Source organism: Rahnella sp. NRRL B-41462, from assembly GCF_003263525.1.
Classification (GTDB): Bacteria; Pseudomonadota; Gammaproteobacteria; order Enterobacterales; family Enterobacteriaceae; genus Rahnella; species Rahnella aceris.
Genome location: NZ_JYDF01000059.1, coordinates 39,750 through 66,603 on the forward strand (window position 1 = coordinate 39,750; position 26,854 = coordinate 66,603).

20 protein-coding genes are annotated in these 26,854 nt (G+C 52.3%); 14 read left to right on the forward strand and 6 right to left on the reverse strand.

All coding sequences use genetic code 11. The features are described from left to right. Window positions 1-33 precede the first annotated feature (33 nt). Window positions 34-255 carry a cold shock-like protein CspD gene (gene cspD, locus UC14_RS15445; protein WP_013574768.1) on the reverse strand — a complete coding sequence of 74 codons (222 nt, stop codon included), beginning with the start codon at window positions 253-255 and terminating at the stop codon, window positions 34-36. 393 nt (window positions 256-648) lie between these two features. Between cspD and clpS the strand changes: the two genes are divergently transcribed. Beyond that, the gene (gene clpS / locus UC14_RS15450) at window positions 649-969 is read left to right on the forward strand and encodes an ATP-dependent Clp protease adapter ClpS (RefSeq protein WP_013574769.1); all 321 of its coding nucleotides are present in this window, start codon (window positions 649-651) and stop codon (window positions 967-969) included. A 27-nt stretch (window positions 970-996) separates the two neighbouring features. Then, a complete protein-coding gene (clpA, locus tag UC14_RS15455; RefSeq protein ID WP_112198011.1) occupies window positions 997-3,279 on the forward strand; it encodes an ATP-dependent Clp protease ATP-binding subunit ClpA in 2,283 nt (760 codons plus the stop codon). A 221-nt stretch (window positions 3,280-3,500) separates the two neighbouring features. Here the strand turns inward: clpA and infA are convergent, their stop codons facing one another. The 5 genes from infA to trxB all read right to left on the reverse strand — a co-directional run bounded on the left by infA (window position 3,501) and on the right by trxB (window position 9,206). Then, window positions 3,501-3,719: a translation initiation factor IF-1 gene (infA, locus tag UC14_RS15460; protein ID WP_002211347.1), complete on the reverse strand. Its 219-nt coding sequence runs from the start codon at window positions 3,717-3,719 to the stop codon at window positions 3,501-3,503. 93 nt (window positions 3,720-3,812) lie between these two features. Beyond that, a complete protein-coding gene (gene aat, locus UC14_RS15465; RefSeq protein WP_015689576.1) occupies window positions 3,813-4,547 on the reverse strand; it encodes a leucyl/phenylalanyl-tRNA--protein transferase in 735 nt (244 codons plus the stop codon). Between the two features lie 51 nt (window positions 4,548-4,598). Next, window positions 4,599-6,320: a cysteine/glutathione ABC transporter ATP-binding protein/permease CydC gene (gene cydC / locus UC14_RS15470; RefSeq protein ID WP_112198018.1), complete on the reverse strand. Its 1,722-nt coding sequence runs from the start codon at window positions 6,318-6,320 to the stop codon at window positions 4,599-4,601. 2 nt (window positions 6,321-6,322) lie between these two features. Next, the gene (gene cydD, locus UC14_RS15475) at window positions 6,323-8,089 is read right to left on the reverse strand and encodes a cysteine/glutathione ABC transporter permease/ATP-binding protein CydD (protein ID WP_013574773.1); all 1,767 of its coding nucleotides are present in this window, start codon (window positions 8,087-8,089) and stop codon (window positions 6,323-6,325) included. A gap of 148 nt (window positions 8,090-8,237) precedes the next feature. Then, entirely contained in the window at window positions 8,238-9,206 is a 969-nt protein-coding gene (gene trxB, locus UC14_RS15480; RefSeq protein ID WP_015689578.1) for a thioredoxin-disulfide reductase, read from the reverse strand. Between the two features lie 732 nt (window positions 9,207-9,938). On the opposite strand from trxB, the gene lrp reads away from it, so the two are divergent. From lrp to UC14_RS15540, 12 genes are all read left to right on the forward strand, one after another. Then, window positions 9,939-10,433: a leucine-responsive transcriptional regulator Lrp gene (gene lrp, locus UC14_RS15485; protein ID WP_013574775.1), complete on the forward strand. Its 495-nt coding sequence runs from the start codon at window positions 9,939-9,941 to the stop codon at window positions 10,431-10,433. A 120-nt stretch (window positions 10,434-10,553) separates the two neighbouring features. Beyond that, entirely contained in the window at window positions 10,554-14,000 is a 3,447-nt protein-coding gene (locus UC14_RS15490; RefSeq protein WP_112198012.1) for a DNA translocase FtsK 4TM domain-containing protein, read from the forward strand. A 194-nt stretch (window positions 14,001-14,194) separates the two neighbouring features. Next, a complete protein-coding gene (gene lolA, locus UC14_RS15495) occupies window positions 14,195-14,806 on the forward strand; it encodes an outer membrane lipoprotein chaperone LolA (protein WP_013574777.1) in 612 nt (203 codons plus the stop codon). A 7-nt stretch (window positions 14,807-14,813) separates the two neighbouring features. Beyond that, window positions 14,814-16,157: a replication-associated recombination protein A gene (locus tag UC14_RS15500; RefSeq protein ID WP_112198013.1), complete on the forward strand. Its 1,344-nt coding sequence runs from the start codon at window positions 14,814-14,816 to the stop codon at window positions 16,155-16,157. 106 nt (window positions 16,158-16,263) lie between these two features. Further along, window positions 16,264-17,556, forward strand: a complete 1,293-nt coding sequence (serS, locus tag UC14_RS15505; protein WP_112198014.1) for a serine--tRNA ligase — start codon at window positions 16,264-16,266, stop codon at window positions 17,554-17,556. Between the two features lie 199 nt (window positions 17,557-17,755). Next, window positions 17,756-20,212 carry a selenate/tellurate reductase subunit YnfE gene (gene ynfE, locus UC14_RS15510; RefSeq protein WP_112198015.1) on the forward strand — a complete coding sequence of 819 codons (2,457 nt, stop codon included), beginning with the start codon at window positions 17,756-17,758 and terminating at the stop codon, window positions 20,210-20,212. A gap of 83 nt (window positions 20,213-20,295) precedes the next feature. Next, window positions 20,296-22,743, forward strand: a complete 2,448-nt coding sequence (dmsA, locus tag UC14_RS15515) for a dimethylsulfoxide reductase subunit A (RefSeq protein WP_112198016.1) — start codon at window positions 20,296-20,298, stop codon at window positions 22,741-22,743. 11 nt (window positions 22,744-22,754) lie between these two features. Beyond that, window positions 22,755-23,372, forward strand: coding sequence for a DMSO/selenate family reductase complex B subunit (locus UC14_RS15520; protein WP_013574782.1), 618 nt, complete (start codon window positions 22,755-22,757; stop codon window positions 23,370-23,372). Window position 23,373: 1 nt separating this feature from the next. Then, entirely contained in the window at window positions 23,374-24,231 is an 858-nt protein-coding gene (locus tag UC14_RS15525) for a dimethyl sulfoxide reductase anchor subunit family protein (RefSeq protein WP_013574783.1), read from the forward strand. 69 nt (window positions 24,232-24,300) lie between these two features. After that, window positions 24,301-24,909, forward strand: coding sequence for a Tat proofreading chaperone DmsD (gene dmsD, locus UC14_RS15530; RefSeq protein WP_013574784.1), 609 nt, complete (start codon window positions 24,301-24,303; stop codon window positions 24,907-24,909). Continuing rightward, window positions 24,909-25,481 (forward strand): ferredoxin-type protein NapF, encoded by a 573-nt coding sequence (napF, locus tag UC14_RS15535; RefSeq protein WP_013574785.1) that lies wholly within the window; start codon window positions 24,909-24,911, stop codon window positions 25,479-25,481. The genes dmsD and napF overlap by 1 nt, the downstream gene beginning before the upstream one ends. A gap of 133 nt (window positions 25,482-25,614) precedes the next feature. After that, window positions 25,615-26,760 carry an MFS transporter gene (locus UC14_RS15540; protein WP_013574786.1) on the forward strand — a complete coding sequence of 382 codons (1,146 nt, stop codon included), beginning with the start codon at window positions 25,615-25,617 and terminating at the stop codon, window positions 26,758-26,760. The last annotated feature ends 94 nt before the right edge of the window (window positions 26,761-26,854 follow it).

The following is a 26,854-nucleotide window of genomic DNA, read 5'->3' on the forward strand; positions in this document are numbered from 1 at the left end:
TGAAGCGTTATCTGATGCGTGATGCTGAACCGGTCAGGCGACCACTTCACTTTCCACTGGAATAATGAGACTGGCATGATTCCCCTTTGGGCCTTCATGAACGTCGAAATTGACCTGCTGGCCGGCTTTCAGAGTCCGGTAACCCTCCATCTGGATTGTGGAGTAGTGAGCGAAGATGTCTTCACCGCCATTTTGCGGGCAAATGAAGCCAAAGCCTTTAGCATTATTGAACCATTTAACAGTACCCGTCTGCATGCTTCTTCATCCCTCTCATGACTAGTCTGGTAGTAAATAGATAAAGCCAGTTGAGTGAGCCCGAAGGCCGGAACACGGCGGATAAGCGTCTGTTCAGGCCGGTTTAAACTCCGTTCAGCTCACGAATTTACACTCTAGTGGAATAGAGTTAGACGTCAAGGAAACGGCATTTGTCGCGGGGGAGCAGATAACCAAAGTTTGAAGCAGGTAACGCTATTGACATATTTTGTTAAGTTTTGCCCGGCGTTGTCTGACGTACGTAGACATTTTGTGCAGCGGCAAGGTGAGGCCAGAGATGGTAAAATACGGTAATAACAGCGCGAGGCTCTGCAGAAAGTCTTCCCGTTTGTGTATTTGGCTTCCAATACGATCTTCACAGGTGATGAACAGGCAATGGGTAATAATCAAGACTGGCTAAATTTTGAACATTTGGCGGCGGATAAGCAAAAGGATGAGGTAAAACCGCCATCTATGTATAAAGTTATATTAAACAACGACGATTACACTCCAATGGAATTTGTGATTGACGTTCTGCAAAAGTTCTTTTCTTATGATATTGAACGTGCAACGCAACTGATGCTCCAGGTGCACTACAGAGGTAAAGCGATATGCGGCGTTTATACTGCCGAAGTCGCGGAAACCAAGGTCGCACACGTAAATGAGTACGCCAAGGAGAATGAGCATCCGTTGCTGTGTACGCTGGAAAAAGCCTGATTAAGGCAATCTATTTGGGAGGTGCCTATGCTCAATCAAGAACTTGAACTCAGTCTCAACATGGCTTTCGCAAGAGCCCGTGAGCACCGGCATGAGTTTATGACCGTGGAGCACCTGTTGCTGGCGTTGCTCAGCAACCCTGCTGCCCGTGAAGCGCTCGAAGCTTGTACAGTTGATTTAGTGGCCCTGCGCCAGGAACTGGAAGCCTTCATCGAGCAAACCACACCCACCTTACCTGCCAGTGAAGAGGAACGTGACACCCAGCCTACGCTGAGTTTCCAGCGCGTTCTGCAACGTGCGGTATTCCACGTGCAATCTTCTGGCCGCAGTGAAGTGTCCGGCGCCAACGTTCTGGTCGCGATTTTCAGCGAACAGGAATCTCAGGCTGCCTACTTACTGCGTAAACATGATGTCAGCCGCCTTGATGTGGTGAACTTTATCTCGCACGGCACCCGTAAAGATGAATCGTGTAGCCAGGCGCAAAACAATGCGGAAAACCCAGTTAACGAAGAACAGTCGGCGGGGGAAGATCGTATGGAGAACTTCACCACTAATCTTAACCAGTTAGCGCGCGTAGGTGGTATCGATCCGCTGATTGGCCGTGACAAAGAACTGGAGCGCGCCATTCAGGTGCTCTGCCGTCGCCGTAAAAACAACCCGCTGCTGGTGGGCGAATCCGGCGTAGGTAAAACGGCCATTGCCGAAGGGTTGGCATGGCGAATCGAGCAGGGCGATGTGCCGGAAGTAATGGCGGATTGCACCCTGTATTCTCTGGATATTGGTTCGTTGCTGGCGGGTACCAAATACCGCGGTGATTTCGAGAAACGTTTCAAATCTCTGCTGAAACAGCTGGAGCAGGATAAAAACAGCATTCTGTTTATTGATGAAATCCACACGATTATCGGTGCCGGTGCGGCGTCAGGTGGTCAGGTGGATGCGGCGAACCTCATCAAACCGTTGCTGTCGAGCGGCAAAATCCGCGTGATCGGTTCGACGACCTATCAGGAATTCAGCAATATCTTTGAGAAAGATCGCGCTCTGGCACGGCGTTTCCAGAAAATTGATATTACTGAGCCAAGCGTTGAAGAAACCGTCCAGATTATTAACGGCCTGAAAACCAAGTACGAAGCGCATCACGATGTGCGCTACACCGCAAAAGCGGTGCGTGCGGCGGTCGAGCTGTCGGTCAAATACATTAATGACCGTCATCTGCCGGACAAAGCCATCGACGTGATTGACGAAGCGGGCGCACGTAGCCGGTTAATGCCGGTCAGTAAACGCAAGAAAACCGTGAATGTCAGCGATATCGAAAGTGTCGTAGCGCGTATTGCCCGTATTCCGGAAAAAACTGTGTCTGCGACAGACCGTGATGTCCTGAAAAGTCTGGGTGACCGCCTGAAAATGCTGGTCTTCGGACAAGATCCGGCCATTGAAGCACTGACCGAAGCGATCAAGATGAGCCGCGCCGGTCTGGGTCAGGATCACAAGCCTGTCGGTTCGTTCCTGTTCGCCGGTCCAACCGGGGTGGGGAAAACCGAAGTGACGGTTCAGTTGGCGAAAGCGATGGATATCGAACTGCTGCGTTTTGATATGTCCGAATACATGGAACGTCATACGGTCAGCCGTCTGATCGGTGCGCCTCCGGGATATGTCGGTTTTGATCAGGGCGGTTTGCTGACGGATGCGGTGATTAAACATCCGCACGCCGTCGTGCTGCTTGATGAAATAGAGAAGGCGCATCCGGATGTCTTCAACCTGCTGCTGCAGGTAATGGACAACGGTACGCTGACCGATAACAACGGTCGCAAAGCAGATTTCCGTAACGTGATTTTGGTGATGACCACTAACGCCGGTGTGCGTGAAACGGAACGTAAATCGATTGGTCTGGTGCATCAGGATAACAGCCCGGATGCGATGGAAGAGATCAAACGGACCTTTACGCCGGAATTCCGTAACCGTCTGGACAACGTTATCTGGTTCAACCATTTGTCTACGGAAGTTATCCAGCAGGTTGTCGACAAGTTTATCGTCGAACTGCAGGCGCAACTGGATGCGAAAGGCGTTTCTCTGGAAGTCAGCGACGAGGCTCGCGACTGGCTGACAGTGAAAGGCTATGACCGTGCGATGGGTGCGCGTCCGATGACCCGTACCGTTCAGGAAAACCTGAAAAAACCACTCGCTAACGAGCTGCTGTTTGGTTCACTGGTGGATGGCGGTTCCGTCTCTGTGGCACTGGATAAGGCGGCTGACAAGCTCACTTATCACTTTATGAGTGCGCAGAAGAAAAAACCGGAAGGTGCGGTGCATTAATTTTTCATAAAGCATGAAAAAACAAAAGGCGATGTGAAAACATCGCCTTTTTTCTTTCTGAAATTCTTTATTTAATTGCAGTAATTAGTGAGGGATTTCAGAAAGGATAATGGAACAAAACGCCGGATTGCGGATACCACAAAACGCCCTTGCAACAGCAGGAAGGGCGAAAAGGGTATCCTCAGGTATCGCCGGAAAATCAGCGATGAGTGAGCCGCTTATTAACGGCTACGGAAGACAATGCGGCCTTTGCTCAGGTCGTACGGGGTCAGCTCTACAGTGACTTTGTCGCCCGTCAGGATGCGGATGTAGTTCTTACGCATTTTACCGGAGATGTGAGCGGTAACTACGTGTCCGTTTTCTAATTCTACACGGAACATAGTGTTTGGCAGCGTATCAAGTACGGTGCCTTGCATTTCAATGTTGTCTTCTTTGGCCATCGAATCCTCTAGGTCTAACTACCATAGTTTTTAACCGGCAAGATAATGCCGAAAAACCCACATTATGTAAAGAAGTATGGTCCATGACCGCACCTATTCCCTATCCTTCGGGAACACCGGCAGGTCTTCATCATGTGGGGATAAGTCTTGTGGCAACCAGCAATCCGGTGCTAACGCGCGTTGCGAAAGTGCGGATAACTGCTGCAAAAATTGGCGGCGGGGGATCTCTCTCGCACCCAGCGACGCAGTGTGAGGGTTGAGCACCTGACAGTCAATCAGTTCTCCTCCATTGCGGGAAAAATGTTGGCAAAAAAGCATAAGCGCGCACTTAGAGGCATTCTCCCGCCGGCTGAACATCGACTCACCGCAAAATAATCCGCCGACAGAAACGCCGTACAAACCGCCAACCAGTTCTTCACCTTCCCAGACTTCAACCGAGTGCGCGCGTCCGGCTTCATGCAATTCCTGATAACCACGCTGCACCAGCGGCCCGATCCAGGTGCCATCTTCACGCTGCATGGCGCACGCATGGATCACCTGCTCAAATTGCTGGTTGAGGGTGAAACGAAACGGCATCTTGCGCATAAAACGTTTCAGACTGCGGCTGGCGTGGCGTTCTCCCGGGACCAAAATTGCGCGGGGGTCAGGTGACCACCAGAGGATCATTTCCCCCGGCTCGAACCAGGGGAAAATGCCATGCTGGTACGCGGAAAGCAGGCGGGGAGCGGTAAGATCGCCCCCGATAGCCAGCAGGCCATTCGGCTCCTGCAATGCGGTTTCAGGTTCCGGGAAATTCAATGAATTGGCCTCAAGCTTAACTAACCGCATAGATCTCCTTATCCGGCGGACACGTCCGCCGTAAAACCACAAACAACCCCGTCAGGCGCGGGCAAGGAACCTTGCATAACGACTTTGTGCCGCGGCTAACGTCTGGTGATCGCCTTGTTCCACAATCTGCCCCTCTTCCATAACACATATCCTGTCGAGGGCTTCCAGACCGTGCAAACGGTGCGTCACTAAGAGTAGCGTCTTATTCTGACAATGCTTGTGCAGCAGTGCCAAAATGTGTTGTTCCGTTTCTGCATCCAGCCCTTCCGTGGGTTCATCCAGCAACCACAGTGGCGCGTCATGTAACAAAGCTCGCGCCAGCCCGATACGACGCTGTTCGCCGCCGGAAAGCTGACGTCCGCCTTCACCGAGCCAGGCATTCAGGCCTTCGTTTTCCAGCAGGACATGTAAATCAACTTGTTTCAGAGCATCGGCGATTTGTTCGTCGGTGCTCTGCGGCGATGCCATGCGCAGGTTTTCGCGCAGCGTGGTGTTAAAGACGTGCGCACGCTGGCTGACGACGGTGATCATTTTGCGCAGTGTCGCTTCATCATAATCAGCAACCGGATGACCGTTGATTTCCAACGTACCGTTGCTGATATCCCAGGCGCGAGTCAGCAGTTGCAGCAGGGTGGATTTGCCACAACCGGTCTGACCAAGCAGGGCGATGTGCTCACCGGCACGGACATCCAGATTGATATTTTTCAGCACCGGCAAAGGTTGCCCCGGATAGGTGAAATTCACATTTTTCAGCGACAGACTAACCCGTTCACCGGCCAGCGGGCCCTGAGACGGGAAGGTCACATCTGCGGGCTGGTCGATGATCTGGCTGACGCGCTGAGCTGAGGCGATAACCTGCCCGAGATGCTGGAATGCGGCGGCTACAGGTCCCAGCGCTTCGAATGCCGCCAGCGGGGTGAAGACAAACAGTGCGATCAGTGCGCCCGGTTGCGGGAACTGGTTGATACCACCGGCAGCCAGCCATAGCATCAGTGTGACGGTCAGACCGGCCGCCGCGATCACCATTGCCTGAGACAGGCCCGTGAGTTTTGCCTGCTGCTGCTGGCGCAACATCCAACGCTGTTCGATATCATTGAGTTGCTGGCGGAACCGCGACTGAGCGCCGAAAACCACCAGTTCAGACTGCCCCTGTAACCACGATGTCAGTTGCATCCGGTAGTTACTGCGCAGCGCCGTCAGTTCACGTCCGGCAGGTTTTCCCGCGCGGTAGAAAATCACCGGCAGGAGCAGCATCAGCACCAGCATAATCGCGCCCAGCGTCAGCGCCAGTTTCACGTCGAGGAAGCTCAGGCCGAAGGTCACCAGAATGATCACCACCAGCGCACTCACCAGCGGAGAAATGACCCGCAGATATAAGTGATCGAGCGTATCGACATCGGCGACCAGGCGGTTAAGCAGGTCAGCCTGACGGAAATGTGCAATTCCCCCCGGTGACAGCGGCAGAATTTTTGTGAATGTAAACACCCGCAAATGCGCCAGCACACGGAAGGTCGCGTCGTGGCTGACCAGACGTTCAGCATAGCGGCCTGCGGTACGAAATATCGCAGCACCGCGCACACCGGCTGCGGGCAGCATATAGTTGAAGCTGTATAAACCGGCGACACCGGCCACTGCCGAGGCTGCCAGGAACCAGCCAGAGAGCGTCAGCAGGCCGATGCTCGCCAGTAAGGTGACGATGGCCAGAATAACACCCAGTGACAGACGGAACCCGTGGCGGCGGTACAGAGTAAGATAAGGCAGAAGGGTTTTCATCATTAAAGCTCCTTATTCCGCCGGGAAAGCAGACTGGCGAATAAACCGTTCTGAGTCACCAGTTGCGCGAAGGTGCCACGCTCAGCGATCAGGCCTTTCTCCATCACCCAGATTTCGTCATAGTCACGGGTATCTTCCAGTTGATGCGTTACAAGCAGTGAAGTCTGTGCTTTAGAGGCTTCGCTCAGCGCGCTCATCACACGTTTTTCGCTGTGCGCATCCAGGCTGGCGGTCGGCTCATCGAGCAGTAACAAACTGCATGGTGAGAGCAGGGCGCGGGCAACGGCGACGCGTTGCGCCTGTCCGATAGATAACCGCGCAGCACTGTCACCCAGTTCAGTTTCCAGCCCCAGCGGTAACAAGGGTAGAAATTCATTCACATACGCACGTTCAATGGCGGACTGAAGCTGTTCGTCACTGACCTCCGGCTGATTAAGCAGAATGTTGGCGCGCAGGGTAAGTTCGGGCAGATACGGGTTCTGGCCCACCCAGCTCAGCTGTTTACGCCATTCGTCACTACGCAATGATTTCAGTTCAATACCGCTGGCAGTAAGGGAACCCTGGTAAGGCAGGAAGCCCAGCAGGGCGTTGAGCAGGGAGCTTTTCCCCGCGCCGCTCAGGCCGACAATCGCGATACGTTGTCCGGTCTGAATGCTAAACGTTAACGGACCGGCCAGCGTTTTGCCTTGCGGTGACTGAATAATGACGTCGCGGGCTGCCAGTGCCACTGTCTGCCCGGCTGGCCAGGGTTGCTCGCCGTCACCCATATCGGCACTTTCTGCGCTCAGAAACGTGACTAAACTTTCTGCTGCGCCGATGGCTTGCGCTTTGGCGTGGTAAAACGCGCCCAGATCACGCAGAGGCTGGAAAAACTCAGGGGCAAGTATCAGTACCAGAAAGCCAGCGAACAAGGTCACAGGCGTGCCGTAACTGCCAAAATTGAGTTCACCGAGATAGGAGAAGCCGAAGTAAACCGCGACAACGGCGATAGAAATAGAGGCGAAGAATTCGAGTACAGCGGAAGATAAAAAGGCCAGACGCAGAACGTCCATCGTGCGGGCGCGGAAGTTTTCAGTTGAACGCTTAATCTGGTCGATTTCCGCTGTGCCGCGATGGAAAAGGCGAAGCGTATCAAGACCGCGCAGGCTGTCGAGAAAATTCCCACTCAGACGCGCCAGCGCGACAAAGTTACGACGGTTCGCATCAGCGGCCCCCATACCGACCAGTGCCATAAACAGCGGGATCAGCGGCGCTGTCACCAGCAAAATAAGCCCGGCGGCCCAGTTAATCGGGAAAATACTGACCAGAATGAGGAGGGGAATAATACCTGCGAGAGCGATCTGCGGCAGATAACGGGAATAGTAATCCTGCATATCTTCGATTTGTTCAAGAATAATGCTGGCCCAACTGCCAGCCGGTTTTCCCTGGATCCAGGCAGGTCCCAGCTTCTCGAGACGATCCAGCACCAGCTTGCGCATTTCCTGACGGATAACACGTCCGCAAATAAAGCCCACCTGTTCACGCAGCCAGGTGACCACAGCGCGCAGAACAAACGTCAGCGCCATTAACAGGAAACTTTGCAGCAGGGCATCACGCGGTGTGTGGTCAATGATCAGGCTGTGCAGTAATCCGGCCATCAGCCAGGCTTGCGCGAGGATCAGCAAACCGGAAAGTAAACCCAGCATCATAGACAGACGGATCCAGCCTTTGGCGCGTGAGCTTTGTTGTTTTAACCAGCGGATAAGTTCTTGTTGTCGTGTTTTATTCATCAGGCATCAGTCTGTGCAGCAATCCGGATGGGAGGGCGCTCATGTTACATGCTTGGCTCAACACTGAAAACAATAAGGCGGCAATTAAGCCGCCTTATTCGTTACTCTTTGTATGGACTCTTGGTCCGATAACTAGCCGCAGGCGTAATTATAAATCCGGGGCTTGAGATAAACCGTCCAGATAGCGTTCTGCATCCAGTGCGGCCATACAACCGGTTCCGGCAGAAGTGATCGCCTGACGGTAGATATGATCCATAACATCGCCCGCTGCGAAGACGCCCGGAATACTGGTCTGGGTGGCGTTGCCATGAGAGCCGGACTGCACTTTGATGTAGCCATCTTTCAGTTCCAGCTGGCCTTCAAAAATGCCGGTATTCGGGCTGTGGCCGATAGCAATGAACACGCCCGCCACATCCACTTGCGATTTCTCATCAGTGCGCACGTCGAGCAGGCTCGCGCCTGTCACACCCATCTGATCGCCGACCACTTCATTCAGGGTCTTATGGGTATGCAGAACGATATTGCCGCTGGCCACTTTGTCATTCAGACGATCCACCAGAATTTTTTCTGCACGGAAGTTGTCACGACGGTGAATCAGATGCACTTCAGAGGCAATATTGGCCAGATAAAGAGCTTCTTCAACAGCGGTGTTGCCACCGCCGACAACCGCGACTTTCTGGTTGCGATAGAAGAAGCCATCACAGGTTGCGCAGGCTGACACGCCGCGACCTTTAAAAGCTTCTTCAGAAGGCAGACCGATATAACGTGCTGAAGCGCCGGTTGCGATGATCAGCGCGTCACAGGTGTATTCACCGCTGTCACCGGTCAGGCGGAACGGACGGTTCTGCAAATCGACTTTGTTGATGTGGTCGAAAATGATCTCAGTATTAAATTTGGTGGCATGCTCATGCATACGTTCCATTAAGCCCGGACCGGTCAGACCCTCCGGATCGCCTGGCCAGTTTTCCACTTCGGTAGTGGTGGTCAGCTGACCGCCTTTTTCCACACCGGTAATTAATACCGGATTGAGGTTTGCACGCGCAGCATAAACCGCTGCGGTATAACCCGCCGGACCGGAACCCAAAATCAATAACTTACTGTGTTTAACCGTACTCATGCGTAATTCATCTCCGCGATGGCGACAAGCGATAAACCGATTGTAGGGAAAACGGCGCAGTAAAAAAAGTAAACTCAGATGTTGTTAACGATTTGTCTGATAGTTTTTACTGCTTAACCCGCGTAAAAAGGATTTCGCCAATATTGATGAGGCAGATAACTGTTTGATGGATAGGATGAAAAACCAGCATTCCGGCGACCGATCGTTGTGAACGTTGTTCATCAGAACGCGTTAATTTAGCCACAATTCAGGATTGTTTGTAGGGATTTGGCCGAAATAATGGGTGAGATGCGTTGTTATTGTTCATAGATAAAAGACAGCTAAAAAGGGGGCGTCCGCTTTTCAATCTGGCACGTTCTTCTGATTTTGCTTCTTTTACTTTGACAATCCGCTGTGCATTTGCGAAAACATCAGGGGAAGAAGAAATTAACTGCCTGTCTGTGACTTGAATTTATGCAATTGGCTGCTACGGACCCGTCCTGGTATTGCTTTTTGGTTTTTATGTCGCAGCAGGGTTTAGTGAATCAGGTTGGTGGTTTTCAATCTATTAATTTCACAAGGTTATTTCTTTTGAGTATCCGTTTTATGGCCGTGTTCCTTTTGACAGGGGATCAACGCGGCTTTTGGATGCGTAAACCTTAATCATCGGGTCTTCGCTTGGGACAACCCTTAGACATTGAAGTTGGCTGGGGTATGGCAGGTGCAGGGAAGGACAGCAGAGAGACAATAATAATGGTAGACAACAAAAAACGTCCGGGAAAAGATCTCGACCGTATTGACCGTAACATCCTCAACGAATTGCAAAAGGATGGCCGGATTTCAAACGTCGAGCTTTCCAAACGTGTGGGATTATCTCCAACTCCATGTCTGGAGCGCGTTCGTCGTCTTGAACGTCAGGGCTTCATCAATGGTTATACTGCATTGCTCAACCCGCATTATCTGGACGCATCGTTGCTGGTATTTGTTGAGATTACCCTCAATCGCGGCGCCCCGGATGTGTTTGAACAGTTCAATGCGGCAGTACAAAAACTCGAAGATATTCAGGAGTGTCATCTGGTTTCAGGGGACTTCGACTACCTGTTGAAAACCCGCGTACCTGATATGTCTGCTTACCGTAAGCTGTTAGGTGAGACTTTACTTCGTCTGCCAGGTGTTAACGACACCCGCACCTACGTGGTGATGGAAGAAGTGAAACAGACAAATCGCCTGGTCATTAAGACCCGGTAATTGTTCTGGTGCAAAACCTTGTCATTTTAGCTACACTCCTGTGTATCTATACAGCTATGGCGCCGGGGAGTCTCGGCGCTGTTGCTTTTTCTCAGTTCACAGGAACCTGGAGAGCCTTTCTTGAGCCAGGAATATACAGAAGATAAAGAAGTTACCCTGAAAAAACTGAGCAATGGCCGCCGTCTTCTGGAGGCTTTGCTGGTTGTGGTAGCGATTTTTGCTGCTTATTTAATGGCGGCATTGGTGAGTTTTAACCCCTCTGATCCAAGCTGGTCTCAGACAGCCTGGCATGGGCCAATTCATAACTGGGGCGGTGGTGTAGGTGCATGGATGGCCGACACGCTGTTCTTCATCTTTGGCGTATTTGGTTACGCTATTCCACCTATTATTCTGTGTCTCTGCTGGGCGGCTTTCCGTCAGCGGGATAAACAGGATTTCGTCGATTATTTTGCCCTTTCGCTGCGCCTTATTGGCACGCTGGCGCTCATTGTCACGTCTTGTGGTCTTGCAGCCGTCAACGTTGATGACCTGTATTACTTCGCTTCCGGCGGTGTAATCGGCAGTTTGCTCAGTACCGCGATGACACCTTACTTTAATAATGTGGGGGCGACTCTGGTGCTGTTATGCGTCTGGGCTGCTGGCCTGACCTTATTTACCGGCTGGTCCTGGTTGACGATCGCCGAAAAGATCGGTGGTGCCGTGCTGGGTGTAACAAATATCGTGACCAACCGGTCCCGTCGTGACGATGATTATGATTACGACGAGGAGGACGCTCCGCTACTGGAAGACGATGACGCAAAACCGGCTGCTAAAGTCGCGCCGGCCGTCGCTGCTGCAGCGGCTCCTGCAACTGCCGCCGCTTCCGAAGCTGATGAAGATGACGTGCTGTTCTCTGCGCCTTCGGTGAATGAACCTGTGGCGCAGGCATCTTCTGAGGCTACCGCACCTGCTGCGAGCGCGGCTGTTGCTGAACCGGTACAGGCAGCGGATCCTTATGCGGCTGAGCCGCCGGTTGCTAATATTTCACCGCAGCCAGCACCGGCAACGGCCATTCCGCCGTTATACAATTTCGAGATCCCGGAAGAAACACCAGTGCCGCGCCATCCGCAGCCCGTTCAGCAATCGCCTTCACCAGCGCCAGTTGAGCGCAGAGAGGAAGATGGTCCGAGTCTGGGCAACTGGCAAACTGCCGTGGAGCATTCCCGTTCTCCGTTTGATTTCAGTTCAGCAGTGCCTGATGCCGCTCAGGCGGCCAGCGTGGCGGCCACCGCAGCACTGGCGACCGGCCTTGCACAGGCAGGGCAGTCCACGGCATCTTCCGCTGGTAACACCTTTATGCCAGCCTTCAGTGCTGTGAGCGATGAAAATCCACAGGTGAAAAAAGGCTTTGGCCCTGAGTTGCCGCGTCCTAATCCGGTGCGTATACCTACACGCCGTGAGCTGGCCTCGTATGGCATCAAGCTGCCTTCTCAGCGTATGGCAGAACAGCAGGAACAGGCACAGTCTGCGACGCATAGCGATCCACAGATCCAGGCAGACGTAGAAGCGCTACAGGAAGCAGCATTGCAGCAGGCGTTTGCCGCTCAGCAACAAGAGCGCTATGGCGATGCGGTCACTGAAAATGAACCTGATGAAGAAACTGCCTTGCAGGAAGCCGAATTGCGCAATGCGTTTGCTGCGCGTGAGCAGGCCCGCTATCAGCAGGATGTCGAACCGCTAAGTGGCGTGGTACAGCATCACCATTCACAAAATCAGCAGACTGAATTACCGGCTGTTGCTGATGATTTTGCCGCTGCAGCCATGAAACTCAGCCAGCATGATGCGTTCAGCTTCTCACCAATGGCTGACCTGGTGGACGATACGCCTTCTGAACCGCTGTTTACATTGCCGGCACAAGCGGAAGAAGAACCGCAGGCTGCAACGTTTGCACAACAACCTTATCAGCGCGCTACGTCTTCTGAGCCCGTACAGCATGCGCAGGAATATGAGGCTCCACGACAGTCTTCGCCATCGGCGCAGCCTGATATGGATAGCCTGATCCATCCGTTCCTTATGCGTAATGAACAGCCGCTGGTGAAACCGACCACACCGCTGCCATCACTGGATTTGCTGACCTCACCGCCGGCTGAAGCTGAGCCTGTGGATGAGTTCGCGCTGGAACAGATGGGAAATCTGATCGAAGCGCGTCTGAATGATTACCGCATTAAAGCCGATGTCGTGGGGAAATTGCCGGGGCCGGTAATTACCCGTTTCGAACTGGATCTGGCGCCGGGCGTGAAAGCTGCACGTATTTCTAACCTTTCGCGTGACCTTGCCCGTTCATTGTCTGCGGTTGCGGTGCGTGTTGTGGAAGTGATCCCGGGCAAACCGTATGTCGGCCTGGAATTACCAAACAAGAAGCGCCAGACGGTATATCTGCGCGAAGTGCTGGACTGTGCGAAATTTAAAGAAAGTACGTCGCCGCTGACAATTGTGCTGGGTAAAGATATTTCAGGTGAGCCGGTTATCGCCGATCTGGCGAAAATGCCTCACTTGCTGGTGGCCGGTACGACCGGTTCCGGTAAGTCCGTCGGCGTTAACGCCATGATCCTGAGTATGCTGTACAAGTCTAAACCTGAAGATGTGCGCTTCATTATGATCGACCCGAAAATGCTCGAATTGTCGGTGTATGAAGGTATTCCACATCTGCTGACCGAAGTCGTTACTGACATGAAAGATGCAGCCAATGCGCTGCGCTGGTGTGTCGGTGAAATGGAACGTCGCTATAAACTGATGTCGGCGCTGGGTGTGCGTAACCTTGCCGGTTACAATGAACGTGTTCTGGAAGCGGAGGCGATGGGACGTCCCATTCCTGATCCGTTCTGGAAGCCGGGCGATGGCATGGCTGCTGAGCCGCCGTATCTGCAGAAAGAACCGTTTATCGTGGTGCTGGTCGATGAGTTTGCCGACCTGATGATGACCGTGGGTAAAAAAGTTGAAGAGCTGATTGCGCGCCTGGCCCAGAAAGCCCGTGCGGCAGGTATTCACCTGGTTCTGGCGACTCAGCGTCCTTCTGTCGATGTTATTACCGGTCTGATTAAAGCCAACATTCCGACCCGAATTGCCTTTACAGTTTCGAGTAAAATTGACTCCCGCACCATTCTGGATCAGGGTGGCGCAGAATCACTGCTGGGGATGGGGGACATGCTGTATATGGCACCAAACTCCTCGATTCCGGTGCGTGTTCACGGTGCTTTTGTCCGCGATCAGGAAGTGCATGCGGTGGTTCAGGACTGGAAAGCGCGCGGTCGTCCAAAATACATCGAAAGCATTGTTTCCGGTGGTGAAGATGGTGAGGGTGGCGGTTTAGGGCTGGACGGTGATGAAGAGCTCGATGCGCTGTTTGATCAGGCGGTTGCGTTCGTAGTCGATAAACGCCGTGCGTCGATTTCGGGTGTTCAGCGTCAGTTCCGTATCGGTTACAACCGTGCGGCGCGCATTGTTGAGCAAATGGAAGCGCAGGGCATTGTCAGTACGCCGGGTCATAACGGTAACCGCGAAGTGTTGGCACCACCGTCACACGAGTAAACCCAGCCGGTTTGCCTGCATTTGTTAAGAAGGGTCGCGAATGCGACCCTTGTGCAAAGATGCGTAAAACTATTGTTTTTCAGATGAATGAGCTACCGCCGGGGCGCTGCCTCGGATAGAGTTCGCACCATACGTCTTTTGCCTGTGTAAAAGGCATCGTCTGAAGTTTATGGATTTCTGAGGTAAGTATAAGAATGAAAAAATTGTTAATGGTAGGGTGTTTACTGACCGCATTTACCTCTGCTTCCGTTTTAGCGGATGCCAGCAGTGATCTCAAATCTCGTCTGGGTAAGCTCAATACTTTCCATGCCAGCTTCACGCAGACGGTAACCAGCGATGATGGTGCAGCCGTTCAGCAGGGCGAAGGTCAGTTGTGGGTGAAACGTCCAAACCTGTTTAACTGGCATATGACTACGCCGGATGAGAGCATTTTAGTTTCCGACGGTAAAACCCTATGGTTCTATAACCCGTTCGTTGAACAAGTCACGGCAACCTGGCTTAAAAATGCCACCGGCAACACGCCGTTCATGCTGATCACGCGTAATGATAGCAGTGACTGGGCAAAATATAACGTGAAACAGAAAGGCGATGACTTTGAATTAACGCCGAAAGCTGCGACCGGTAATCTGAAACAATTTGCGATCAATGTGACCCCTTCAGGCACTATCAAAAGCTTCACTGCCGTTGAACAGGACGGGCAGAAAAGTGCTTATACCCTGAAAGGTGAGCAAAATGCGTCTGTTGATGATGCCAAGTTTAAATTTACTCCTCCGCAGGGTGTGACGGTGGACGACCAGCGTCAGTGAGGTTAGTTTGAGTAATCTGTCACTCGATTTTTCCCAAAATGAATTCCAGCCACTGGCCGCCAGAATGCGGCCAGTCACCCTTGCAGAATATATCGGACAGCAGCATCTGTTAGCGCCGGGCAAACCTCTGCCGCGGGCCATTGAAGCAGGGCAATTGCATTCGATGATTTTGTGGGGGCCGCCGGGTACCGGGAAAACGACGCTGGCAGAACTGATTGGCCGGTATGCAAACGCCGATGTTGAGCGTATATCTGCGGTCACATCCGGTGTTAAAGATATTCGGGAAGCGATTGAGCGAGCCCGGCAGAATCGCGATGCCGGGCGTCGTACCATTTTGTTCGTTGATGAAGTCCATCGATTTAACAAAAGTCAGCAGGACGCTTTCCTGCCGCACATTGAAGATGGCACCATTACATTTATTGGTGCGACCACCGAAAACCCTTCTTTCGAACTCAATTCCGCATTGCTGTCTCGCGCTCGTGTGTATTTACTTAAATCACTGACGGCTGAAGATATCGAGAAAGTGATTGATCAGGCACTGAGTAATTCTGAGCGCGGTTACGCCAATGAGAAAATCCGTGTTCCGCCGGAAACCCGCCGGATGCTTTCGGAGCTGGTGAATGGCGACGCGCGCCGGGCGCTGAACAGTATTGAAATGATGGCCGATATGGCGGAAATCGACGCCAATGGTTACAGGACACTCACGCCGGAATTACTCACTGAGATTGCCGGTGAACGCAGTGCGCGCTTCGACAATAAAGGCGATCGTTTTTACGATTTAATCTCTGCATTGCATAAATCAGTGCGGGGTTCTTCGCCTGATGCGGCACTTTACTGGTATGCCCGAATCATCACCGCCGGTGGTGATCCGTTGTATGTCGCGCGACGTTTGTTGGCGATTGCTTCAGAAGATGTCGGGAATGCCGATCCACGGGGCATGCAGGTGGCGCTCGCTGCCTGGGATTGTTTTACCCGTGTTGGCCCGGCTGAAGGTGAGCGTGCGATTGCCCAGGCGATTGTGTATCTGGCCTGTGCACCGAAAAGTAATGCTGTATACACCGCATTCAAATCTGCCATGCGTGATGCACGCGAAATGGCAGATTTTGATGTGCCGGAACATTTGCGTAATGCGCCGACCAAACTGATGAAAGAAATGGGGCTTGGTGCTGAGTATAGTTATGCGCATGACGAACCGAATGCATATGCGGCGGGAGAGGATTATTTCCCGCCTGAAATGGCCCGTACGCAGTATTATTACCCGACATCACGCGGGCTTGAAGGCAAGATCGGCGAAAAGTTGGCATGGCTTGCCGAACAAGATCAAAATAGCCCGACAAAACGCTACCGCTAATTTTATCGTTGCGGTAAGGTTACCGTGATAACTCTTTGACACGCTGCCATTTCAGACAGCGTGCATCATCAAATTAACATTCAATAACGACACGTACAGGATTAGCATGCTGGATCCCAATCTGCTGCGTAATGAGCTAGACGCAGTTGCAGAAAAACTCGCTCGCAGAGGTTTTAAACTCGATGTGGAAACGCTGCGTTCTCAGGAAGAACGCCGCAAAGTCTTGCAGGTAGAAACGGAAACTCTACAGGCTGAACGTAACTCCCGATCGAAATCTATCGGTCAGGCAAAAGCCCGTGGCGAAGACATCGAACCCCTGCGTCTGGAAGTGAATGCGCTGGGTGAGAAGCTGGATGCAGCGAAAGCTGAACTGGATGCATTGCAAAATGACATCCGCGATATCGCTTCTGCTATTCCAAACATGCCTGATGACTCCGTGCCTGCCGGTAAAGATGAGAACGATAACCAGGAAGTGAGCCGCTGGGGCACGCCGCGTCAGTACGATTTCACCGTGCGCGATCACGTATCGCTGGGCGAAATGGCTGGCGGCCTGGATTTTGCCGCTGCCGTTAAACTGACGGGTGCGCGTTTTGTCGTGATGAAAGGGCAAATCGCCCGTATGCATCGCGCGCTGTCGCAGTTCATGCTCGATCTGCACACAGAGCAACACGGTTATCTGGAAACCTATGTTCCCTATCTGGTCAATCAGGAAACGTTGTACGGTACCGGTCAGTTGCCTAAGTTTGGCGAAGACCTGTTCCATACCAAACCCCTGGATGAAGAGGCGGGCAGCAGTAACTATGCGCTGATCCCGACGGCGGAAGTGCCGCTGACCAACCTGACCCGTGATGAAATTCTTGAAGAAGAATCTCTGCCACTGAAGATGACAGCGCATACGCCATGTTTCCGTTCAGAAGCCGGTTCGTATGGTCGTGATACCCGTGGCCTGATCCGCATGCACCAGTTCGACAAAGTTGAGATGGTGCAAATTGTTCGTCCTGAAGATTCAATGGACGCACTGGAAGAACTGACCGGCCATGCAGAAAAGGTGCTTCAACTGCTGAATTTGCCATACCGCAAAGTTTTGTTGTGTACCGGCGATATGGGCTTTGGCTCTTGCAAAACCTACGATCTGGAAGTTTGGTTGCCAGCGCAGGATACATACCGTGAAATCTCCTCATGCTCCAACATGGGTGATTTCCAGGCCCGTCGTATGCAGGCGCGTTGCCGCAACAAAACCGATAAAAAACCACGTCTGGTTCATACCCTGAATGGTTCTGGTTTGGCTGTAGGCCGTACACTGGTCGCCGTGCTGGAAAACTACCAACAAGCTGATGGCCGTATCGAAGTGCCGGAAGTATTACGTCCGTACATGGGCGGTTTAGAATATATCGGTTGATCCCGTTATATCTGCACTAACATAGCGAAAAGCGCCTTAGGGCGCTTTTTTTTATGCATGAAATCATGCGTTACGTTACGAATTCCGTATTTCTTTCTCTTCAACCCCGCCTTTTTTGATAGCAGACAAGGTTTCGTACCCCCTAATAAGTAGTATCCATGCTGTTTGAGTGGGTATTGCCTCATTACCGGAGCGAAAAATGTCGGAAATCAAATCAGAAATCACCACGCTAAAAAGTGGTATCAGCCGCCGGACACTGATCAAAACATCAACGCTGGCAGGGCTGGCCGTTGCTGCGGATGGCGTATCCCTTCCTTTTAGCCGTAAAGCACTGGCCCAGGGAGTGGGTGAGGCGAAGCATTTAGTCTCCGAAGATAAAGTGGTGTGGGGCGCCTGTTCAGTCAACTGCGGTAGCCGTTGTGCGTTACGTTTGCATGTACGTGATGATGAGGTGTACTGGGTCGAAACAGACAATACCGGGCAGGATATTTACGGTGATCATCAGGTGCGCGCCTGCCTGCGCGGGCGTTCTATCCGCCGCCGCATGAATCATCCGGAGCGCCTGAATTATCCGATGAAGCGCGTCGGCAAGCGCGGTGAAGGTAAGTTTAAACGCATTAGCTGGGAAGAGGCGTTCGATGAAATTGCCAATAACCTGAAGCGTATTGTCGCGAAATACGGCAATGAAGCGGTATATATCAATTACACGTCCGGCATTGTAGGCGGCAACATCACCCGTTCTTCTCCTTACGCTTCGCTGGTTGCCCGCCTGATGAACTGCTATGGCGGTTTTCTCAGTCATTACGGCACTTACAGTACCGCGCAAATCGCCTGCGCCATGCCATACACGTATGGCAGTAACGAGGGCAACAGTACGTCAGATATTGAAAACAGCAAGCTGGTCGTCCTGTTCGGTAACAATCCGGCTGAAACGCGCATGAGTGGCGGCGGCATCACCTATTACCTCGAACAGGCACGCCAGCGTTCCAATGCCCGTATGATCGTGATCGACCCGCGTTATACGGATACTGCTGCAGGTCGGGAAGACGAGTGGATCCCTATCCGTCCGGGGACGGATGCCGCACTGGTGGCTGGCCTTGCGCATGTGCTGATCACTGAGAACATGGTCGACCAACCCTTCCTTGATTCGTATTGTGTGGGCTACGACGAAAAAACCCTGCCTGCGGATGCACCGGCCAACAGTCATTACAAAGCCTATATTCTCGGCCTGGGCGAAGATGCGACGGCAAAGACACCTGAATGGGCGTCCCGCATTACCGGTATTCCGGCCAATCGTATTGTCAAACTGGCCCGCGAAATCGGTCAGGCAAAACCCGCCTATATCTCTCAGGGCTGGGGTCCACAGCGTCAGGCCAACGGTGAACTGATGTCCCGAGCCATCGCTATGTTGCCGATTTTAACCGGCAATGTTGGCATTAATGGCGGCAATAGTGGCGCACGTGAATCCACTTATACCATCACCATTGAACGCATGCCCGTGCTGGAAAATCCGGTCAAAACACAGATTTCCTGTTTTAGCTGGACTGATGCCATTGCCCGTGGCCCGCAGATGACTGCCACGAAAGATGGCGTGCGCGGCAAAGACAAACTGGATGTGCCGATCAAATTCATCTGGAACTATGCCGGTAATACCATCACCAACCAGCATTCCGACATCAATAAAACCCACGATATTCTGCAGGATGACACGCAGTGCGAGATGATCGTCGTGCTGGAAAACTTCATGACCTCCTCGGCGAAGTACGCCGACATCCTGCTGCCTGACCTTATGACCGTCGAGCAGGAAGATATTATTCCAAATGACTACGCCGGAAATATGGGGTATCTGATTTTCATCCAGCCCGCAACGTCCGCTAAGTTCGAACGTAAAGGCATCTACGAGATGATGAGCGAAGTCGCGCGTCGTCTTGGCCCGGATGTTTATAACAAGTTCACCGAAGGCCGTACCCAGCGGGAGTGGTTGCAATATCTGTATGCCAAAATGCTGGCGAAAGACTCGGCATTGCCTGCTTATGAAGAACTACGGCTAATGGGGATATATAAGCGTAAGGATCCTGCCGGGCATTTTGTGGCTTATAAAAAATTCCGTCAGGATCCCCAGGCCAATCCGCTGAAAACACCTTCCGGTAAAATCGAAATTTACTCCTCTGCTCTGGCGAAAATTGCCGGCGAATGGGAGCTGAAAAAAGATGAAACCATTAGTCCGCTGCCGGTATATGCCTCAACCTTTGAAGGCTGGGACGATCCGAAACGTAGCCAGTTTCCGTTGCAGATGTTCGGCTTCCACTACAAAGCCCGCACCCATTCCACATACGGCAATATCGATGTTTTGCAGGCGTCCTGCCGGCAGGAAGTCTGGATTAACCCGATCGATGCCAAAACCCGTGGCATTGAAAACGGTGACAAAGTGAAAGTCTTTAATGACCGCGGTGAAGTGCGTGTAGCGGCAAAAGTCACCCCGCGCATCATACCCGGCGTTGTGGCTATGGGGCAGGGCGCATGGCATCAGGCCAATATGGGTGGTGACCGTATTGACCATGGTGCCTGTATGAACACGCTGACAACCCAACGCCCCTCACCGTTAGCGAAGGGTAATCCTCAGCATACAAATTTGATTCAAATAGAAAAAGTCTAAAGAAGCCACGAGCCACGAGCCAGGGCCCGATGACAGGGTTGTTAAATTTTCGTCCTTCAGATAAGGGCGTTACGGAGTAAGCAATGTCAGATTCAAACAGTAATAAAACCGATTCAGGCGGTGGGATCAGCCGCCGTGACCTGGTTAAGGGAACCACACTCGCCGGTATAGCAGCCGCAGTTGGCGGCATATCGTTGCCGTTCAAATCAATACGTGCGGAAAAGCTACAGGCCCCGGCCAAATCTACAGATGAGAAAATCGTCTGGAGTGCCTGTACTGTTAACTGCGGCAGCCGCTGTCCGTTGCGAATGCACGTCGTTGATAACGAGATCCGCTATGTCGAGACCGACAATACCGGTAATGACAATTATGAAGGACTGCATCAGGTTCGTGCCTGTCTGCGCGGGCGCTCAATGCGTCGTCGTGTTTATAACCCGGACCGTCTGAAGTATCCGATGAAACGCGTGGGCAAACGTGGTGAAGGGAAATTCAAGCCTATCAGCTGGGACGAAGCCTTTGACACCCTGGCGGGCAGCCTTAAAGACATTATTCATCGCTATGGCAATGAAGCGATTTATCTGAATTACGGCACAGGTACGCTGGGTGGCACGATGACGCGTTCATGGCCGCCAGGCAAGACACTGATCGCTCGTCTGATGAACTGCTGCGGTGGTTATCTGAATCATTATGGCGACTACAGTTCAGCGCAAATTGCAGCGGGTCTTAATTATACCTATGGCGGCTGGGCGGACGGCAACAGCCCGTCTGATATCGAAAACAGCAAACTGGTGGTGCTGTTCGGCAATAACCCGGGTGAAACCCGTATGAGCGGTGGCGGGGTGACATATTACCTCGAACAGGCTCGCCAGCGTTCGAACGCCCGTATGATCATTGTGGATCCGCGCTATACCGATACCGGTGCCGGACGCGAAGACGAATGGGTGCCGATCCGTCCGGGTACTGATGGCGCGCTGGCAGCGGCGCTGGCGCACGTCATGATCACTGAAAATCTGGTTGATCAGCCATTCCTCGATAAGTATTGCGTCGGGTATGACGAAAAGACCTTACCGGCGGGTGTGCCTGAGAATGCGCATTACAAGGCTTATATTCTCGGCAAAGGGCCAGACGGTGTAGCGAAAACGCCTGAATGGGCGGCAAAAATCACGGGCATCTCCGTGGATAAAATCGTCAAGCTGGGACGTGAAATCGGACAGGCAAAACCAGCATTTATCACGCAGGGTTGGGGCCCGCAGCGTCACGCTAACGGAGAAATTGCAACCCGTGCAATTGCGATGCTGGCGATCCTTACTGGCAACGTGGGCGTTAACGGTGGCAATTCCGGTGCCCGCGAAGGTTCCTACGAGATCCCGTTTGTACGTATGCCGACGCTGGAAAATCCGGTTCAGACCAGTATTTCTATGTTCCTGTGGACGGATGCGATTGTGCGTGGCCCGCAGATGACCGCCATGAAAGATGGCGTGCGCGGCAAGGATAAACTTGATGTGCCCATTAAGTTTATCTGGAACTACGCTGGTAACTGTTTGATCAATCAGCATTCAGATATTAACCGCACCCATGACATTCTGCAGGATGACAAACAGTGTGAAATGATTGTGGTGATTGATAACCACATGACCTCGTCAGCAAAATACGCAGATATTATCCTGCCAGACTGCACGGCCTCTGAGCAGATGGATTTCTGTCTCGATGCCTCGTGCGGCAACATGGATTATGTGATTTTTGCCGATCAGGCGATTACGCCACGTTTCCAGTGCAAGAACATCTATGAAATGACCAGCGAGCTTTCCCGCCGCATGGGGGTAGAGCAGCAGTTCACCGAAGGCCGTACGCAGGAAGAATGGTTGCGTCATCTGTATCAGCAGTCACGTGAAGCGCTGCCAGAACTGCCAGATTTCGAGACCTTCCGCAAACAGGGCATATTCAAAAAACGTGACCCCGACCAGCATCATGTGGCTTACAAAGCATTCCGTGAAAATCCTGCGGCCAATCCGCTGAGTACGCCGTCCGGTAAAATCGAAATTTACTCTGCTGAACTGGCCAAGATTGCGGCTGAATGGGAACTCTCTAAAGAGGACGTTATTGATCCATTACCGGTGTATGCCGCCGGTTTCGAAAACTATGACGACCCGCTGGCCAGTAAATATCCGTTACAGATGACGGGTTTCCACTACAAAGCGCGTACCCACTCCACTTACGGCAATGTTGATGTACTGAAAGCAGCCTGTCGCCAGGAAATGTGGATCAATCCGATGGATGCCGCACAGCGTGGTATCACCAACGGCGACATGATCCGCATCTTTAACGATCGCGGGGAAGTGCATATAGCCGCCAAAGTGACACCGCGCATGATGCCGGGCGTTGTCGCACTTGGCGAAGGTGCCTGGTATTCCCCTGACAGCAAAAAAATCGACCGTGCGGGCAGCATTAATGTACTGACTTCTCAAAGACCTTCACCGCTGGCGAAAGGTAACCCCTCTCATACCAACCTTGTGCAAGTGGCTAAGGTTTAACGGAGTAAATCATGACAACTCAATATGGTTTTTATATTGACTCAAGCCGCTGCACAGGGTGCAAAACCTGTGAACTGGCATGCAAGGACTTCAAAAATTTAACCCCGGACGTGAGTTTCCGCCGTATCTATGAATATGCTGGCGGCGACTGGCAAAAAGACGGAGATGGCTGGCATCAGAATGTCTTCGCCTATTATTTGTCAATTTCCTGTAACCATTGTGCGGATCCCGCCTGCACCAAGGTCTGTCCGAGTGGCGCGATGCATAAGCGTGAAGACGGTTTTGTGGTCGTAAACGAAGATATCTGTATTGGCTGTCGTTATTGCCATATGGCGTGTCCGTATGGCGCGCCGCAATACAATGAAGCCAAAGGTCACATGACCAAATGTGACGGATGCTACGAACGCATTGCTGAAGGTAAAAAACCGATTTGTGTTGAATCCTGCCCGCTGCGTGCGTTGGATATGGCGCCAATCGAAGAACTGCGTGCGAAATACGGTGAACTGGCTGAAGTGGCACCGTTGCCGGCTTCACATTTCACTCACCCAAATATCGTCATTAAACCCAATGCGAATTGCCGTCCTGTAGGCGATACCACGGGTTATCTGGCTAACCCGAAGGAGGTTTGAGATGGGAAACGGATGGCATGAATGGCCTTTGATGGTCTTTACGGTTCTGGGGCAATGTGTCGTTGGCGCATTTATTGTGCTTGCCATTGCGTTGCTGACTCAGCGCAGTAGGGAAGAATACCGCCAGATCCATCTCTCGATGTTCTTTTTGTGGGTGTTGATGGCGATCGCTTTCATCGCCTCGGTTCTGCATCTGGGGTCACCGCTGCGGGCATTCAATTCGCTTAACCGGCTGGGCGCGTCGCCGCTGAGCAACGAAATTGGCAGCGGCTCGCTCTTCTTTGCGCTGGGCGGGATTTACTGGCTGCTGGCGATGATCAACAAGATGCCACGCGTGCTCGCTAAAATCTGGTTAATCGTGACCATGCTGGCAGGTGTTGGATTCGTCTTCGCGATGTGTCGTGTGTATGCAATCAATACTGTGCCAACCTGGGACAATGCGTATACCGCGTTTCATTTTGGCCTGACGGTACTGATTGGCGGACCGGTTCTGGGCTACCTGCTGCTGCGTGGTGCTAATATTAATGGTTGTGCGCTACGTCTGCTGCCGGTCATCAGCTTTGTGTCACTGGTCGTGAGTATGGCTGTTGTTGTTATGCAAAGCGCCAGTCTGGCAGGCATCAGCAGTTCCGTTCAGGCTGCGTCAGCGCTTATCCCACAATACGGTGTGTTGTCGGTGTGGCGGCTGGTGCTGGTTGTTCTTGGACTGGGCTGCTGGTTCTGTCCGCTTATACTGCGTAAACGACCTGCACTGGCCTCAATGATACTGGCCTTTGTGCTGGTGTTTGCCGGAGAACTGATTGGTCGGGCGATTTTCTACGGTCTGCATATGACAGTGGGAATGGCAGTGGGCGGCTAATTTCAGGTAGTCAGGTTTATCAGGAGGCACGTCGCCAGTAAGGATGTGCCTCTGCAAAATGAGTTAATTATGTCAGCAGAATCAATTAGTTTAACCGGTAAAGTATTAGGCGCGATGCTGTTTTATCCGCCGAGCTCTCCTGAAGTTAGCATCTTAATTACGTTACTTGAAAGCAGCGTCTGGACCGAGTCATGGCCATGTGCGAGTGACGAGGCTAAAACTCAGGCGGGAGAAACATTCAGCCAGATTACGGCCGCGTCTGAAAGTCTGGATGACGCGTATCAGCGTCTTTTTATCGGCCCTTATTCGTTACCCGCGCCACCTTGGGGCTCGGTGTATCTGGACAAAGAATCAGTGCTGTTTGGCGATTCAACGCTGGCATTGCGCCAGTGGATGCGTGAAAACGGTATTGAACCCCATCTGGAGCAGGCAGAGCCGGAAGATCACATCGGTTTGCTGCTGATGATGTCTGCATGGTTAGCCGAGAATTCACCTTCTTTGCTGGATGAATTTCTGACAGAGCATTTATTGCCGTGGGCCGGACGCTATTTCGAATTACTCCGTCAGAAAGCAGAACACCCGTTTTATCTCGGAGTGGCCGTACTGGCAGAATCCACACTACAGGGCTGGAAACAACAACGTAGTCTGGAAGCGCCCGTCGTGGATCTGTATTTCTGATGAGCGATTCCCGCGACGCCAGATACTATCGTGCCTGGATGAGCAGCAGAACGGTCAGCCGCCGTGGGTTATTCCGCGGCTTGCTGTCACCGGGCAAACAGGCAATTGAACAGGCGGCACAGCCTTCTGCGAACTTGCTGGCGCGCGTGATTGCCCGTCCGCCTCAGGCCATTGCCGAACCGATGTTTCAGCAACAATGTGATGGATGCGGACGTTGCGCACAGGCGTGCCCGGTCGGCATTATAAGCATCCAGGGAGGAAAGGCTTCGCTGGCTATCGATTATGCTGAATGTGACTTTTGCGGTGCCTGTACTCAGGCTTGCGAAAGAGAGGCGCTGGATCAGTGTGTGCCAATGGATACTGGTTTGCGTCCGGTTATTTTGTCCCAGTGTCTGGGACGGCTGGATGACTTGTGCCGAATGTGCGAAATTGCCTGTCCGCGCACGGCAATATTTTTTAATCAACAGAATCAACCTTCTGTTGATGACGCAAAATGTAATGGCTGCGGGAAATGCAAACTTGTTTGTTATCATGGTGATATTAACCTGTCTTTAAAGTGTCATTCATCTTAATCATTAAGCTTGATTAGTGTTTTCAATCATTCTTCTCCACTTTGTGCTCAGGTCAATTTTTGCCAGATTGACTTTTAAACCGCCGGTGGCATGATGCGCGCAATTTCTTCCTCTTTGTGGTCATCACCGCCCTATGTCCGCCTATTCCCGTCCTGTTTCTCTGCTCCTGTGCGGACTTCTGTTGTTGACGATTTCTATCGCCGTTTTAAACACATTGGTCCCTTTGTGGCTCAGTCATGAGCAACTTCCAACCTGGCAGGTCGGACTCGTCAGTTCGTCTTATTTTACCGGTAATCTGCTGGGTACTTTGCTTGCGGGCGGACTGATTAAACGTGTTGGTTTTAACCGCAGTTACTACCTTTCCTGCATCCTGTTTGCTGTCGCGACCGCAGGTCTGGCACTTTCAATAAGTTTCTGGAGTTGGGTGACGGCGCGATTCGTTGCAGGCATCGGCTGCGCATTGATCTGGGTGGTGGTGGAAAGTGCGTTGCTACGCAGCGGAACCGTCAGAAACCGCGGCCAGTTACTGGCAGCGTATATGATCATGTATTACATCGGCACGGTGGTTGGGCAGCTTCTGGTGGGTACGGTGCCGACGGCAATTTTAAGTGTACTGCCGTGGGTGACAGCGCTGATTGTCATTGCAATGCTGCCATTGTTATTAACGCATATTGAGAACCAGGAAAGCGGGCAGCCGCGTCATGCGGTAATGCCGATGTTCAGACGCCGTAATGCACGGCTGGGGATTAACGGCTGTATTATTTCCGGCATCGTTCTGGGATCTTTATACGGCCTGATGCCTTTGTTCCTGACGCATCAGGGAATGAGCGATGCAGATGTAGGTTACTGGATGGCATTGCTGGTCAGCGCCGGGATTATCGGGCAATGGCCGGTAGGGCGTTTGGCTGACCGTTATGGCCGTCTGATGGTTCTGCGCATTCAGATCTTCGCCGTTATCCTTGGCTGCATTGCGATGCTCAGTGGTTATGCGATGGCTCCGACGCTGTTCATTCTGGGTTGTGCTGGTTTCACGCTGTATCCGGTCGCCATGTCCTGGGCTTGCGAAAAAGTCAACGCAGAGGAACTGGTGGCGATGAACCAGGCATTACTGATGAGTTACACCATCGGCAGCCTCGCCGGGCCGACAATGACCGCGATGCTAATGCAGAGTTATTCCGATCGTCTGTTGTTCGTGATGATTGCAGTGGTCTCGCTGGTGTATCTGGTGATGCTGATGCGCAAAGCGGATCATACGCATAATCCTGTAGCGACTGCCTAATCCTTTTCATAATTAAAGCTGCAATCCCAATGATTTTGGGTATGTTCTGAGCCATAAAGCAAAAAAGACGCCATTTGGCTAATGCCGATCGTTT

Excerpts from the sequence above, each read along its gene's own strand:
- cspD (WP_013574768.1), bottom strand. The coding sequence starts at position 255 with ATGCAGACGGGTACTGTTAAATGGTTCAATAATGCTAAAGGCTTTGGC.
- clpS (WP_013574769.1), top strand. The coding sequence starts at position 649 with ATGGGTAATAATCAAGACTGGCTAAATTTTGAACATTTGGCGGCGGAT.
- clpA (WP_112198011.1), top strand. The coding sequence starts at position 997 with ATGCTCAATCAAGAACTTGAACTCAGTCTCAACATGGCTTTCGCAAGA.
- infA (WP_002211347.1), bottom strand. The coding sequence starts at position 3,719 with ATGGCCAAAGAAGACAACATTGAAATGCAAGGCACCGTACTTGATACG.
- aat (WP_015689576.1), bottom strand. The coding sequence starts at position 4,547 with ATGCGGTTAGTTAAGCTTGAGGCCAATTCATTGAATTTCCCGGAACCT.
- cydC (WP_112198018.1), bottom strand. The coding sequence starts at position 6,320 with ATGAAAACCCTTCTGCCTTATCTTACTCTGTACCGCCGCCACGGGTTC.
- cydD (WP_013574773.1), bottom strand. The coding sequence starts at position 8,089 with ATGAATAAAACACGACAACAAGAACTTATCCGCTGGTTAAAACAACAA.
- trxB (WP_015689578.1), bottom strand. The coding sequence starts at position 9,206 with ATGAGTACGGTTAAACACAGTAAGTTATTGATTTTGGGTTCCGGTCCG.
- lrp (WP_013574775.1), top strand. The coding sequence starts at position 9,939 with ATGGTAGACAACAAAAAACGTCCGGGAAAAGATCTCGACCGTATTGAC.
- lolA (WP_013574777.1), top strand. The coding sequence starts at position 14,195 with ATGAAAAAATTGTTAATGGTAGGGTGTTTACTGACCGCATTTACCTCT.
- serS (WP_112198014.1), top strand. The coding sequence starts at position 16,264 with ATGCTGGATCCCAATCTGCTGCGTAATGAGCTAGACGCAGTTGCAGAA.
- ynfE (WP_112198015.1), top strand. The coding sequence starts at position 17,756 with ATGTCGGAAATCAAATCAGAAATCACCACGCTAAAAAGTGGTATCAGC.
- dmsA (WP_112198016.1), top strand. The coding sequence starts at position 20,296 with ATGTCAGATTCAAACAGTAATAAAACCGATTCAGGCGGTGGGATCAGC.
- UC14_RS15520 (WP_013574782.1), top strand. The coding sequence starts at position 22,755 with ATGACAACTCAATATGGTTTTTATATTGACTCAAGCCGCTGCACAGGG.
- UC14_RS15525 (WP_013574783.1), top strand. The coding sequence starts at position 23,374 with ATGGGAAACGGATGGCATGAATGGCCTTTGATGGTCTTTACGGTTCTG.
- dmsD (WP_013574784.1), top strand. The coding sequence starts at position 24,301 with ATGTCAGCAGAATCAATTAGTTTAACCGGTAAAGTATTAGGCGCGATG.
- napF (WP_013574785.1), top strand. The coding sequence starts at position 24,909 with ATGAGCGATTCCCGCGACGCCAGATACTATCGTGCCTGGATGAGCAGC.
- UC14_RS15540 (WP_013574786.1), top strand. The coding sequence starts at position 25,615 with ATGTCCGCCTATTCCCGTCCTGTTTCTCTGCTCCTGTGCGGACTTCTG.